Origin of the sequence: Kluyvera sp., assembly GCF_047971185.1 — a bacterium.
Taxonomy (GTDB): domain Bacteria; phylum Pseudomonadota; class Gammaproteobacteria; order Enterobacterales; family Enterobacteriaceae; genus Kluyvera.
The window spans coordinates 71,435-83,077 of the sequence record NZ_JBKDZH010000006.1 but is presented as its reverse complement, the minus strand read 5'-3'; the positions used below and the strand labels follow the sequence as shown (position 1 = coordinate 83,077).

10 protein-coding genes are annotated in these 11,643 nt (G+C 59.3%); 6 read left to right on the top strand and 4 right to left on the bottom strand.

Features of this window, described 5'->3' with window-relative positions; genetic code table 11:
• The first annotated feature begins 232 nt into the window (after positions 1-232).
• From ACK5JN_RS01070 to ACK5JN_RS01050, 5 genes are read left to right on the top strand one after another with little or no spacing between them, the layout of a single operon-like run.
• Positions 233-1,615: a Cu(I)/Ag(I) efflux RND transporter outer membrane protein gene (locus ACK5JN_RS01070; protein WP_416868447.1), complete on the top strand. Its 1,383-nt coding sequence runs from the start codon at positions 233-235 to the stop codon at positions 1,613-1,615.
• Between the two features lie 23 nt (positions 1,616-1,638).
• Positions 1,639-1,983, top strand: a complete 345-nt coding sequence (locus ACK5JN_RS01065) for a copper-binding protein (RefSeq protein WP_416868446.1) — start codon at positions 1,639-1,641, stop codon at positions 1,981-1,983.
• A 5-nt stretch (positions 1,984-1,988) separates the two neighbouring features.
• Positions 1,989-3,230 carry an efflux RND transporter periplasmic adaptor subunit gene (locus ACK5JN_RS01060; protein WP_416868445.1) on the top strand — a complete coding sequence of 414 codons (1,242 nt, stop codon included), beginning with the start codon at positions 1,989-1,991 and terminating at the stop codon, positions 3,228-3,230.
• Between the two features lie 10 nt (positions 3,231-3,240).
• The gene (locus ACK5JN_RS01055) at positions 3,241-6,384 is read left to right on the top strand and encodes a CusA/CzcA family heavy metal efflux RND transporter (protein WP_416868444.1); all 3,144 of its coding nucleotides are present in this window, start codon (positions 3,241-3,243) and stop codon (positions 6,382-6,384) included.
• Positions 6,385-6,434: 50 nt separating this feature from the next.
• Positions 6,435-7,076: an NAD(P)H-binding protein gene (locus tag ACK5JN_RS01050; RefSeq protein WP_416868443.1), complete on the top strand. Its 642-nt coding sequence runs from the start codon at positions 6,435-6,437 to the stop codon at positions 7,074-7,076.
• A gap of 22 nt (positions 7,077-7,098) precedes the next feature.
• Here the strand turns inward: ACK5JN_RS01050 and dolP are convergent, their stop codons facing one another.
• Genes dolP through ACK5JN_RS01030 form a run of 4 tightly spaced genes read right to left on the bottom strand, consistent with a single transcriptional unit; the run spans position 7,099 to position 10,716 of the window.
• The gene (gene dolP, locus ACK5JN_RS01045) at positions 7,099-7,674 is read right to left on the bottom strand and encodes a division/outer membrane stress-associated lipid-binding lipoprotein (RefSeq protein ID WP_064542035.1); all 576 of its coding nucleotides are present in this window, start codon (positions 7,672-7,674) and stop codon (positions 7,099-7,101) included.
• A gap of 9 nt (positions 7,675-7,683) precedes the next feature.
• Positions 7,684-8,274 carry a DnaA initiator-associating protein DiaA gene (diaA, locus tag ACK5JN_RS01040; RefSeq protein ID WP_064542037.1) on the bottom strand — a complete coding sequence of 197 codons (591 nt, stop codon included), beginning with the start codon at positions 8,272-8,274 and terminating at the stop codon, positions 7,684-7,686.
• A 16-nt stretch (positions 8,275-8,290) separates the two neighbouring features.
• A complete protein-coding gene (locus ACK5JN_RS01035) occupies positions 8,291-8,680 on the bottom strand; it encodes a YraN family protein (RefSeq protein WP_416868442.1) in 390 nt (129 codons plus the stop codon).
• Positions 8,638-10,716 carry a penicillin-binding protein activator gene (locus ACK5JN_RS01030; protein ID WP_416868441.1) on the bottom strand — a complete coding sequence of 693 codons (2,079 nt, stop codon included), beginning with the start codon at positions 10,714-10,716 and terminating at the stop codon, positions 8,638-8,640. The genes ACK5JN_RS01035 and ACK5JN_RS01030 overlap by 43 nt, the downstream gene beginning before the upstream one ends.
• 62 nt (positions 10,717-10,778) lie before the next feature.
• On the opposite strand from ACK5JN_RS01030, the gene rsmI reads away from it, so the two are divergent.
• Complete coding sequence (gene rsmI / locus ACK5JN_RS01025) at positions 10,779-11,642, top strand: 16S rRNA (cytidine(1402)-2'-O)-methyltransferase (RefSeq protein WP_191238088.1); 864 nt, start codon at positions 10,779-10,781, stop codon at positions 11,640-11,642.
• The last annotated feature ends 1 nt before the right edge of the window (position 11,643 follow it).

Below are 11,643 nucleotides of genomic sequence, written 5' to 3'. Positions count from 1 at the left end.
ATTTGTGAGCGCTCTGGCGTTTTAATTGAGTAAACGTGATCGCGACGACCTTCTGGCCGCCCATATTTTTATTTTTAACCAATATAAACGTCGAGACCGTTCTTTGGCTCGCATTTTCGCCGGGTAGATCACGTTCTCCCGCCGCGTAAATGACAACTTTGTCATTATCCTGTCAGGTTGCCATCAGAGTCACTCCGGTAAGGTGTCGTCATTAGGCCAAACAGGACGTGACATGTTGAAAGCAAAACCTTTGACGCTGCTGATGGCGTTTATTCTGGCCGGATGCACTTCGCTGGCGCCGGATTACCAGCAGCCCGAAAATATCGTTCCCCAACAATTTTCTCTGTCTACGGGCACGCTGGTTGCGACCGGCGGCAGCTGGCAGGAGACCGGCTGGCAAACCTTTTTTGTCGACCCGCAGGCAAAGCAGTTAATCGATGTTGCGCTGCGCAACAACCGCGACCTGCGCATGGCGATGCTCAACATTGAGGCCGCGCGTGCGCAGTACAACGTCACCGACGCCGGGCGCTATCCGCAGCTGGACGGCGCTTCTGCCGCGAACTACAAAGGCGATCTGCAAGGCCGCGACGCCACCGCGAAAAGTTATGACGTTGGGCTGAACCTGAGCTACGAGCTGGACTTTTTCGGCAAGCTGAAAAATATGAGCGAAGCCGACAGGCAGAACGTTTTCGCCAGTCAGGCGGCCCAGCGCGCCGCGCAAATTGTGGTGGTGACCAACGTTTCTCAGGCCTACTTCAACCAGCGCCGTCTGGCCGCACAGTTGGCTATTGCTCACGAGACGCTGCGCAACTATCAGCAGTCCTACGGCTTTGTAGAACAACAGCTGGTGACCGGCAGCACTAACGTGCTGGCGCTGGAACAAGCGCGCGGCGTGATGGAAAGCACCCGCGCCGATATCGCCAAGCGGGAAGGCGAGCTGGCGCAGGCCAACCATTTACTGCAACAGCTGCTTGGCACCTATAACACGCCGCTAAATGACCGCCCGCAAAGCGGGGCGGTGAAGCCGCTGGCGCTACCGGCGAATCTGCCATCGACGATCCTGCTGCAGCGCCCGGATATCATGGAGGCCGAGCACCAGCTGCGCGCCGCCGACGCCAATATCGGCGTGGCCCGCGCGGCGTTTTTCCCCTCCATCACCCTGACCAGCGGCGTATCGACCAGCAGCGGATCGCTCTCCAGCCTGTTTAATGCGGCGAGCGGTATGTGGAGCTTTGTGCCGAAGATAGACCTGCCGATTTTCAACGCCGGGCGGAATGAAGCCAACCTCGCGCTGGCAAACGTCAAGCAGCGGCAGGCGGCGGTGAGCTACGAGCAAAAAATTCAGGCGGCGTTTAAAGAGGTGGCGGATGCGCTTTCGCTTCGCGACAGCATTCAGGGGCAACTCATCGCCCAGCAGCGTTATTTAACCTCGCTGCAAATTACCTTACAACGCGCGCGTGCGTTATATGCCAGCGGCGCGGTGAGCTATATCGAAGTGCTCGATGCGGAGCGTTCAATATTCACCACGCAGCAGGCCATTCTCGATTTGGTTTATTCCCAACAGGTTAATGAAATCAATTTATTCAGCGCCCTTGGCGGCGGCTGGAAAGCCTAACCCTTATTCAGGAGACTTCAATAATGCGTCATTTTACGACTCTGCTCGGCGGCATTTTTATGGCGATGGCGATGAACGTTCAGGCGGCGGAAATGCAGCATGACGGCCACGAACAAATGATGGATATGAGCGCGAAACCGGCGGTGATTAACGGTACCGGCGTCGTGAAGCTCATTGATAAACAGGCGAAGAAAATCACCATCGAACATGAGGCGATTGCGGAAGTTAACTGGCCGGCGATGACCATGCGCTTTACCTACAGCGAACTGACGCCCGCGATCGAACAGCTCAAAGAGGGCAGCCGCGTGGACTTCAGCTTCATTCAGCAGGGGAATATTTCCCTTCTTCAGGACATTAAAACGCGCTGATGGCTATGACAAAAGCTCAATTAAAATATACGGCGGCGATCGTCTGTAGCCTGATCGTGGGCGGGCTGGCCGCGTCGGCTATTGGTCACCTGGCCGCTCCTGGTGAGCAGGCTAAAGCCTCGCCCGCCGAGCGCAAGGTGCTCTACTGGTACGATCCGATGAAGCCCGATGTGCGCTTCGATAAGCCGGGGAAATCACCGTTTATGGATATGGACCTGGTGGCGAAATACGCCGACGAAGGGGGCGAGACTTCCACGAATGGCGTACGTATCGATCCCACTCAGGTGCACAATCTGGGCATGCGTACTGCGACGGTGACGAAAGGGCGGCTGACCTACAGCCAGACTCTGCCAGCGAACGTCAGCTATAACGAATACCAGTTTGTGATTATGCAGGCGCGCGCCGAAGGCTTTATCGAAAAGGTCTTCCCGCTCACGGTCGGTGACAAGGTACGCAAAGGCACGCCGCTGGTGGAGGTGACGATTCCGTCCTGGGTCGAGGCGCAGAGTGAATACCTGCTGCTGGCTAACTCGGGCGGCACGGCAACCCAGCTGGAGGGCGTGCTGGAACGGCTACGCCTGGCCGGCATGCCGGAATCGGATATCCAGCGGATGCGCATCACTCGCCGGGTGCAGACGCGCTTTACCCTCAACGCGCCGATTGATGGCGTGCTGACCGCCTTCAGTCTGAAAAGCGGGATGAACATCGCCAAAGATAACGTGGTGGCGCAAATCCAGGGCATGGATCCGGTGTGGATCAGCGCCGCGGTGCCGGAGTCCACGGCCTGGCTGCTGAAGGACTCGACGCAGTTCACGGTGGCGATCCCCGCCTATCCCGATAAAACCTTCCCGATCCAGAAATGGTCCATTTTACCGAGCGTCGATCAGACCACCCGCACCGTGCAGGTGCGCCTGCAGGTCAACAACCCGGGCGAACTGCTGAAGCCGGGGATGAACGCTTACCTGAAACTGAATACGCAAAGCGACGACATGCTGCTGATCCCGTCACAGGCGGTCATTGATACCGGCGACGAGCAGCGGGTAATTACCGTGGCCAGCAACGGCGAGTTTGTGCCGAAGAAGATTCAGGTGCTGCATGAGTCACAGCATCAGACGGGGATCGCCAGCGGCCTGACGGAAGGAGAGTCGGTGGTGCTCAACGGTCTGTTCCTGATTGACTCCGAAGCCAATATCAGCGGCGCGCTGGACCGCATGCGGCATACCGCCGATGCCCATGCCGGGCATTAAGGAGACGGCGATGATTGAATGGATTATCCGGCGCTCGGTCGCCAACCGTTTTCTGGTGATGATGGGCGTGCTGTTTCTCAGCCTCTGGGGCGGCTGGACGATAGTGAATACGCCGGTGGATGCGCTGCCGGACCTCTCGGACGTGCAGGTGATCGTCAAAACCAGCTATCCGGGGCAGGCGCCGCAGATTGTGGAAAATCAGGTCACCTATCCGCTCACCACCACCATGCTGTCGGTGCCGGGGGCGAAGACCGTGCGCGGCTTCTCGCAGTTCGGCGACTCCTACGTGTACGTCATTTTTGAAGACGGCACCGACCTGTACTGGGCGCGCTCGCGCGTGCTGGAGTACCTCAACCAGGTGCAGGGCAAATTACCGCAGGGCGTCAGCTCGGAGATTGGCCCGGACGCCACCGGCGTCGGCTGGATCTTTGAGTATGCGCTGGTCGACAAAAGCGGCAAGCACGATCTGGCGGAGCTGCGCTCGCTGCAGGACTGGTTCCTCAAGTATGAGCTGAAAACCATCCCTAACGTCGCCGAAGTGGCGTCGGTCGGCGGCGTGGTGAAACAGTATCAGGTGCAGGTCGACCCGATGAAGCTCGCCCAATACGGTATCAGCCTGGGCGAGGTCAAACAGGCACTCAGCGCTTCGAATCAGGAAGCGGGCGGTTCATCGGTTGAAATCGCCGAAGCGGAATATATGGTGCGCGCGACCGGCTACCTCAAAAGCCTGGGAGACTTTAACCATATCGTCCTGAAAGCGGGGGAAAACGGCGTACCGGTCTACCTGATGGACGTGTCCCGGGTGCAGATTGGCCCGGAAATGCGCCGCGGTATTGCCGAACTGAACGGCGAAGGCGAAGTGGCGGGCGGCGTGGTGCTGTTGCGCTCAGGCAAGAACGCCCGCGACGTGATTACGGCGGTCAAGGAGAAGCTGGCCGCGCTGCAAAAAAGCCTGCCGGAAGGCGTGGAAGTGGTGACCACCTACGATCGCAGCCAGCTGATTGACAGGGCAATCGACAACCTGCGCGGAAAGCTGATTGAAGAGTTTATCGTGGTGGCGGTCGTCTGCGCGCTGTTCCTCTGGCACGTGCGCTCGGCGCTGGTGGCGATCGTCTCGCTGCCGCTGGGGCTGTGCATTGCGTTTATCGTCATGCATTTCCAGGGGCTCAACGCCAACATCATGTCGCTTGGCGGTATCGCGATTGCGGTGGGGGCGATGGTCGACGCGGCGATCGTGATGATCGAGAACGCTCACAAGCGGCTGGAGCACTGGCAGGAAGCGCATCCCGACGCGCAGATGGACAACGCCACGCGCTGGAAAGAGATTACCGACGCGGCGGTGGAAGTGGGGCCGGCGCTGTTTATTAGCCTGCTGATCATCACCCTGTCGTTTATTCCAATCTTTACGCTTGAAGGTCAGGAAGGGCGGCTGTTTGGCCCGCTGGCGTTTACCAAAACTTACGCCATGGCCGGAGCGGCGGCGCTGGCGATCGTGGTGATCCCGATTCTGATGGGCTTCTGGATTAAGGGAAAAATTCCACCGGAGTCGCGCAACCCGCTGAACCGTTTGCTGATAGCCCTCTATCACCCGCTGCTGCTGAAGGTCTTAAAGTGGCCGAAGCTGACGCTGCTGGTGGCGGTGCTGTCGATGTTTACCGTTCTCTGGCCGCTGAGCAAGGTGGGCGGTGAGTTTCTGCCGAAGATTAACGAGGGCGATCTGCTGTATATGCCCTCGACGCTGCCGGGCATTTCGCCGGGGCAGGCGGCGGTGCTGTTGCAGCAAACCGATAAGCTGATTAAAACGGTGCCGGAGGTGGCATCGGTGTTCGGTAAGGCGGGGAAGGCGGAAACGGCGACCGACTCCGCGCCGCTGGAGATGATTGAAACCACCATCCAGCTCAAGCCGCAGGAGCAGTGGCGGCCAGGGATGACCCTCGACAAAATTATCGATGAGCTGGACGCCACCGTGCGTCTGCCGGGGCTGGCGAACCTGTGGGTGCCGCCGATTCGCAACCGTATTGATATGCTCTCGACCGGTATTAAAAGCCCGATCGGTATTAAAGTCTCGGGGACCTCGCTGGCGGATATCGATGACGCGGCCCAGCGTATTGAAACGGTGGCGAAAACAGTACCGGGCGTGGTCTCCGCGCTGGCGGAGCGGCTGGAAGGCGGGCGCTATATCGACGTGGATATCGACCGCGAGAAAGCGGCGCGTTACGGCATGACCGTGGGGGATGTGCAGCTGTTTGTCTCGTCGGCCATCGGCGGGATGACCGTGGGGGAAACCGTCGAAGGCGTGGCGCGTTACCCGATCAACATCCGTTATCCGCAGGGTTTCCGCGACGGCCCGACGGCGCTGCGTCAGCTGCCGATTCTGACGCCCGCGAAGCAGCAGATTACGCTGGGCGATGTGGCGAAGGTGCAGGTGGTTTCCGGACCAACGATGCTGAAAACGGAAAACGCCCGTCCGGCGAGCTGGATCTACATCGACGCGCGCGATCGCGATATGGTTTCGGTGGTGCGCGACCTCCAGGCGGCCATTAGCCAGAACGTGACCCTCAAGCCGGGAACCAGCGTGGCGTTTTCCGGGCAGTTTGAACTGCTGGAGCACGCGAATAAAAAGCTTAAGCTGATGGTGCCGATGACGGTGATGATTATCTTCATCCTGCTCTATCTGGCCTTCCGGCGGGTGGAGGAAGCGCTGCTGATTCTGATGAGCCTGCCGTTTGCGCTGGTGGGCGGCATCTGGTTCCTTTACTGGCAGGGGTTCCATATGTCGGTGGCAACCGGCACCGGGTTTATCGCCCTGGCCGGGGTGGCGGCGGAGTTTGGCGTGGTGATGCTGATGTATCTGCGTCACGCCGTAGAGGCCGACCCCAGACTCCAGCGGCCGGAAACCTTCACCGAGCAGGGGCTGGACGAGGCGCTGTACCACGGCGCGGTGCTGCGCGTGCGGCCAAAAGCGATGACCGTCGCCGTGATTATTGCCGGGTTATTGCCCATACTGTGGGGAACGGGCGCGGGTTCTGAAGTGATGAGCCGTATCGCCGCGCCGATGATTGGCGGGATGATCACCGCGCCGCTGCTGTCGTTGTTTATCATTCCGGCTGCCTATAAATTAATAGGGATGTATCGCCACAGACGTAATGGATAAATGCCCCCCAGCCTCGCTCTGTGAGGCTGGGGAATACACGGAGCTTCTTTATGCACCACGTACTTATCACCGGTGCCACCGGCTTAGTTGGTGGGCACTTACTTAACCTGCTACGCCACGAGGCGCAAGTGGAATCGATTATTGCGCCCACGCGTCATCCGCTGGAGCACGCCTTCGGCATTGAGAATCCGCATGACCCGGATCTCAGCGCCGCGCTGGCGCAGGTCACCTCAGCCGTTGATACGGTATTTTGCTGCCTCGGCACCACGATACGCGACGCGGGCTCAAAAGCCGCGTTCACCCACGTCGATTATGAGCTGGTGCTGGAAACCGCGCAGGCCGGTTTGCGGCTGGGCGCACAGCAGCTGCTGGTGGTCAGCGCGCTGGGGGCTAACGCCAACTCGCTGTTTTTCTACAACCGGGTGAAGGGAGAGATGGAGTCGGCCTTGATTGAACAGGGCTGGCCGCGGCTGACGATCGCTCGTCCTTCAATGCTGCTGGGGGAACGCAGCGGTACACCGCGGCTGAACGAGCGTCTGCTGGCGCCGCTGTTTAGTCTGCTGCCGGGCAACTGGAAAGCGATTGCTGCGCAGGATGTGGCGCAAGCGATGCTGAAAATGGCGAAGAGTCCGGGAACCTCACCGGTCACGATTCTGACGTCGCGTCAGCTGAGAGAAATAGCCCGGCAGTAAAGCTGCCGGGCAGTAGTGCGGATTACTGGATGTAGGTAAACGCGGTGGTGACGCGCTTCACGCCGCTCACGCGGCTGGCGATGTCGGCCGCGGCTTTGCCTTCGCGGTCGGTCACCAGGCCCATCAGGAACACTTCACCATTTTCAGTGGTGGCCTTCACGTTCGAGGATTTCACCTGATCGCTGGTTAACAGCTGCGAGCGGACTTTGGTGGTGATCCAGGTGTCGGACGAAGAGGTGCCGAGGCTGATTGGCTGGCCCTGACGCACTTCGTTAAACACTTCGGTGGCGCCATCCACGCCTACCGCAATCTGCTTCGCGCGGGTCGCGAGGCTGAGGTCCGGAGCTTGTCCGGTCAGCAGCACTTTGCCCTGATAAGCGGTCACGTTGATACGCGCTTCTTTCTTAATCTGTTCATCTTTCGACAGGGCGCTGTTAACGCGAACTTCCAGCGTGCTGTCGTCCACCTGAGTTCCCACCGTGCGCGGGTCTGTTGCGGCTTTGGTCCCCACTGCAGCGGTGCCAACAACGGCGGCTGCAATGCATCCCTGGAGCAGCAGTGCGGAAATCAGGACCGCGAGGGTCGAAATTACCTTCATGTGTTCTCCTTAGTCGTCCTGGTGTGGGAAAAGGGTGTTATCAATTAAATCGCACAGACAGTTCACCGTGAGCATGTGCATTTCCTGAATGCGCGCGCTGCGGTGCGACGGGATGCGAATTTCCACATCCTGCTGGCCCAGCAAACCGGCCAGCTCGCCGCCGTCGTAGCCCGTCAGGGCCACGATGGTCATGTCGCGGGTCACGGCGGCTTCAACCGCTTTCACGATATCGCGGCTGTTGCCGCGCGTAGAAATAGCCAGCAGCACATCACCGGCGTGACCCAGCGCGCGCACCTGCTTGGCATAGATTTCATCATGCAGGCGATCGTTAGCGATTGCCGTTAAGACCACGTTATCCGTATTTAGTGCAATCGCCGGTAAACCGGGACGCTCAGTTTCATAACGGTTGATCATGCAGGCCGCAAAATGCTGTGCGTTGGCCGCGGATGAACCGTTACCACAACAGAGAATTTTGTTGCCGTTCAGCAGCGACTGTACCAGGGTCATCGCGGCTCGGGAGATAGCGTCCGGGAGCGCTTCCGCCGCGGCGATTTGGGTCTGGATGCTTTCGGTGAAGCACACTTTGATTCTTTCGAGCACGATATCCCTTTACATTCTATAAGCTAAAAGCGTTCTGAAACCATTCGATCTCATTGCCCGTGAAGGCTATCACATCGAAACGGCAATCCACAGTATCAAAACTCCCATTATGGCGGGCAAGCCACAAACGGGCGGTCTGTAACAGTTTGTTCTGTTTGCAGCGGGTGACGCTGGCGGCCGCGCCGCCAAACGCACTGGAAGCGCGGTAACGAACTTCAACAAACACCGTCACCGCCCCTTCACGCATAATCAGGTCGATCTCGCCGCAGCGCTCATGGACGTTGGCGGCGATAAAACAGAGCCCTTGACGCTCCAGCCAGCGACGCGCGCGCAGTTCCGCGGCGTCACCGGTCTGTTTGCGGGTTAGCTGGCCGGGACGATTTGCCCCTGCTGGTATTTGAGCCATGATAACTTCCTGTTAATCACGCAGTCCTGGCTGGCGCTCAGATCGCCGGTATTGCCGTTCAGCTCAAAGCCCGGCACGCCGCGCATCTCAGAGAAATGATTGGCCAGCGCCCAGGCGTCAACGCCCATCGCGTACAGGCGCGCCAGCGAGTAGTCATTGTTGACCGCGCGCAGCGCCTGCTGCATCAGCGCCGGGTTGCTGCCGGCCAGCATCGGGATTTCGCTATACTGTAAACCTTCCATCTCCAGACGGAAGTCCGGGCCCGCAGTGCCCTGGGCGCTGCGCGAGCTGGCGTACAGCATTGCGCCGCTCTGGCTGCCGTTACGCATCGCAATCATCGGCTTGATAAAGGCGATCTCTTCCGGTGTTGCCAGAATATAGGCGGCATCGACTTTGCTGCTGCCGGTGATTTGTGCATCGGTTGGCGCGGCCGGAATGGTCAGCCCGCCGATGGTGACGCTCTGCGGCTGTGGCTGAGTAGAGGCCACCGGCGTTCCCGACAGGGAAATGCCGGAGCCGCCGTTGACGCCGCCGCGCAGCTCAGAGAGCGAACCAAATTTCTGTTGCAGGACCGTACCGCCGCCCAGCTTGCGCCATTCGTCGGCAAAGGCCTGGGTAACGCGATCGCCGAGGGCGTTACGCGGAACCAGCAGCAGCGGAGACTGTTTGCCCTGGTCGTGGATATGGCGCGCGGCGTCGCGGGCCTCATCTTCCGGCGAAAGGGCGAAGTAGCAGATATTGGCGCGGCTGGTGACCGACTCCGGCTGGTTAAGCGCCAGCACGTTGAGAGAGGTGTTGCTTTTCAGCATCTCGTCGACGTTGTTTTTCAACAGCGGGCCGACCACCAGGCTGACGCCGTCCTGCTGCGCCTGCGCCAGAATCTGGTTCAGCGGCTGGGAAGAGGTGTCGTAGATTTTCAGTTCCGCTGACGGATTCGCCGCCACGCTGGTGACGGCCTGCGGCTGTGCGGCTGGCGTTTCGCTGGTCTGTTCGGCGGTTGTTTCTGGCTCAGCGGCGGCCTGAACCGGCGCTGGGGAGGCCGCAGTCTGTTCCGGCGTTTGGGTCTGCGGGCTGGTCAGATCGCTAATTTCAGCCTGCGATGGGCTCACGACCGACGCGGAGGCCGCCTGGGCAACCTGCTCCGGTACCGCGCTGCCGCTGACCGGCATCACGCCGTTTTTCGCCGCTTCAAAACCCTGCTGAAGGGTTCGGCCAAAGACCGACGCCTGGCCGCTCAACGGCAGCAGCAGGGCGATTTTATTCACCGACGCCGGCTTGAAGTTCTGCACGTTGGCCAGCTGCGACGGCAGCACCTTCGCCCCCGGGTTTTGCGGGTAGCGGGTCTGCCAGTCTTTGATGCCCGCCTTCAGCATGTCCGGATCGTTGCGGTTATCAAACCACATGCGCTGCAGATCCAGCCAGCCGCGCAGATCGTTTTCATCCGCGTTGATCACCAGCGCGTAGGCCTGCTGCTGTGTCATGGCGGAGAGCGCTTGCCAGGTGGCGTCGCTATTCTGCTGTTTTTCTGGCGGAGTAGTCAGCAGCGACGCCTGGGCAACCAGGGCGCGCAGCAGCGTCAGGGACGGTTTGCCCTGCTCGGCGGTGATGACGTCCTGCCAGAAACGGGCCTGGCGAGCGCTGTCGAAATCATCGGCTTTCAGCGGCTGCAGCAGCGCCTGAGCGCCGGCGTAATCTTTCTGCGCGAGCTTGATTTCAACGGCCAGCAGCGACTGCTCCTGACGCTGGGCGGCGTTCAGTTCTTTCGGCAGCTGGTTGTACAACTCCAGCGCCTGCTGGCTCTTACCTTCTTTCAGCAGTGCACGAATGGCGAGTAATTGCCAGTTGGTCTTGCTATCATTCGAACTTTGCTGCATCTGCTGCAGGTAAAAGCCGGAATCAGCCTGCGTCGCGCCCTGAAGCTGGGCGGCACTCTGATCGGCGGGCTGCTGGGTTCCACAGCCTGCGAAAATCAGCGCAGCCAGGATAACCGGCAGACAACGCGCGGCTTTCATACGAGAAAATGTTGAGGGTACCATACTGTATCCAGTGATATTTTTTACGCAATGCTCAATATTAAATCGGCAATACGGACGAAACAATGAAACAACACGAATCGGCGGATAATTCTCAAGGCCAACTCTTTATTGTACCTACTCCTATCGGAAATTTGGCTGATATTACCCAACGAGCGCTCGAAGTATTGCAAGCTGTTGATTTAATTGCGGCTGAAGACACGCGGCACACCGGTTTATTGCTGCAACACTTCGCGATTAACGCCCGTTTGTTTGCTTTACACGATCACAATGAGCAACAAAAAGCCGAAACGCTGGTGGCGAAGCTCAAAGAAGGTCAGAACATCGCGCTGGTTTCCGATGCCGGCACGCCGCTGATTAACGATCCGGGCTATCATCTGGTACGCACCTGCCGCGAAGCGGGCATCCGCGTGGTGCCGCTCCCTGGCCCATGCGCGGCGATTGCCGCGCTGAGCGCTGCCGGTCTGCCGTCCGATCGCTTCTGCTACGAAGGCTTCCTGCCTGCGAAATCCAAAGGCCGCCGCGACGCGATGAAAGCCATTGAAGCAGAACCGCGTACGCTGATTTTTTATGAATCCACCCACCGCCTGCTGGATAGCCTGGAAGATATGGTCGCCGTGTGGGGCGAATCCCGCTACGTGGTGCTGGCGCGCGAACTGACCAAAACCTGGGAAACCATCCACGGCGCGCCGGTCGGCGAACTGCTGGCGTGGGTCAAAGAAGATGAAAACCGTCGTAAGGGCGAAATGGTGCTGATTGTCGAAGGGCATAAAGCGCAAGAAGATGACCTCCCGGCTGATGCGCTGCGTACGCTGGCGTTGTTACAAAAAGAGCTGCCGTTGAAGAAAGCGGCGGCACTGGCGGCAGAGATACACGGCGTGAAGAAGAATGCGCTGTATAAGTACGCGCTGGAGCAGCAAGGGGAGTAAA

Coding starts and splice junctions, on each gene's coding strand:
- ACK5JN_RS01070 (WP_416868447.1), top strand. CDS start 233: ATGTTGAAAGCAAAACCTTTGACGCTGCTGATGGCGTTTATTCTGGCC.
- ACK5JN_RS01065 (WP_416868446.1), top strand. CDS start 1,639: ATGCGTCATTTTACGACTCTGCTCGGCGGCATTTTTATGGCGATGGCG.
- ACK5JN_RS01060 (WP_416868445.1), top strand. CDS start 1,989: ATGACAAAAGCTCAATTAAAATATACGGCGGCGATCGTCTGTAGCCTG.
- ACK5JN_RS01055 (WP_416868444.1), top strand. CDS start 3,241: ATGATTGAATGGATTATCCGGCGCTCGGTCGCCAACCGTTTTCTGGTG.
- ACK5JN_RS01050 (WP_416868443.1), top strand. CDS start 6,435: ATGCACCACGTACTTATCACCGGTGCCACCGGCTTAGTTGGTGGGCAC.
- dolP (WP_064542035.1), bottom strand. CDS start 7,674: ATGAAGGTAATTTCGACCCTCGCGGTCCTGATTTCCGCACTGCTGCTC.
- ACK5JN_RS01035 (WP_416868442.1), bottom strand. CDS start 8,680: ATGGCTCAAATACCAGCAGGGGCAAATCGTCCCGGCCAGCTAACCCGC.
- ACK5JN_RS01030 (WP_416868441.1), bottom strand. CDS start 10,716: ATGGTACCCTCAACATTTTCTCGTATGAAAGCCGCGCGTTGTCTGCCG.
- rsmI (WP_191238088.1), top strand. CDS start 10,779: ATGAAACAACACGAATCGGCGGATAATTCTCAAGGCCAACTCTTTATT.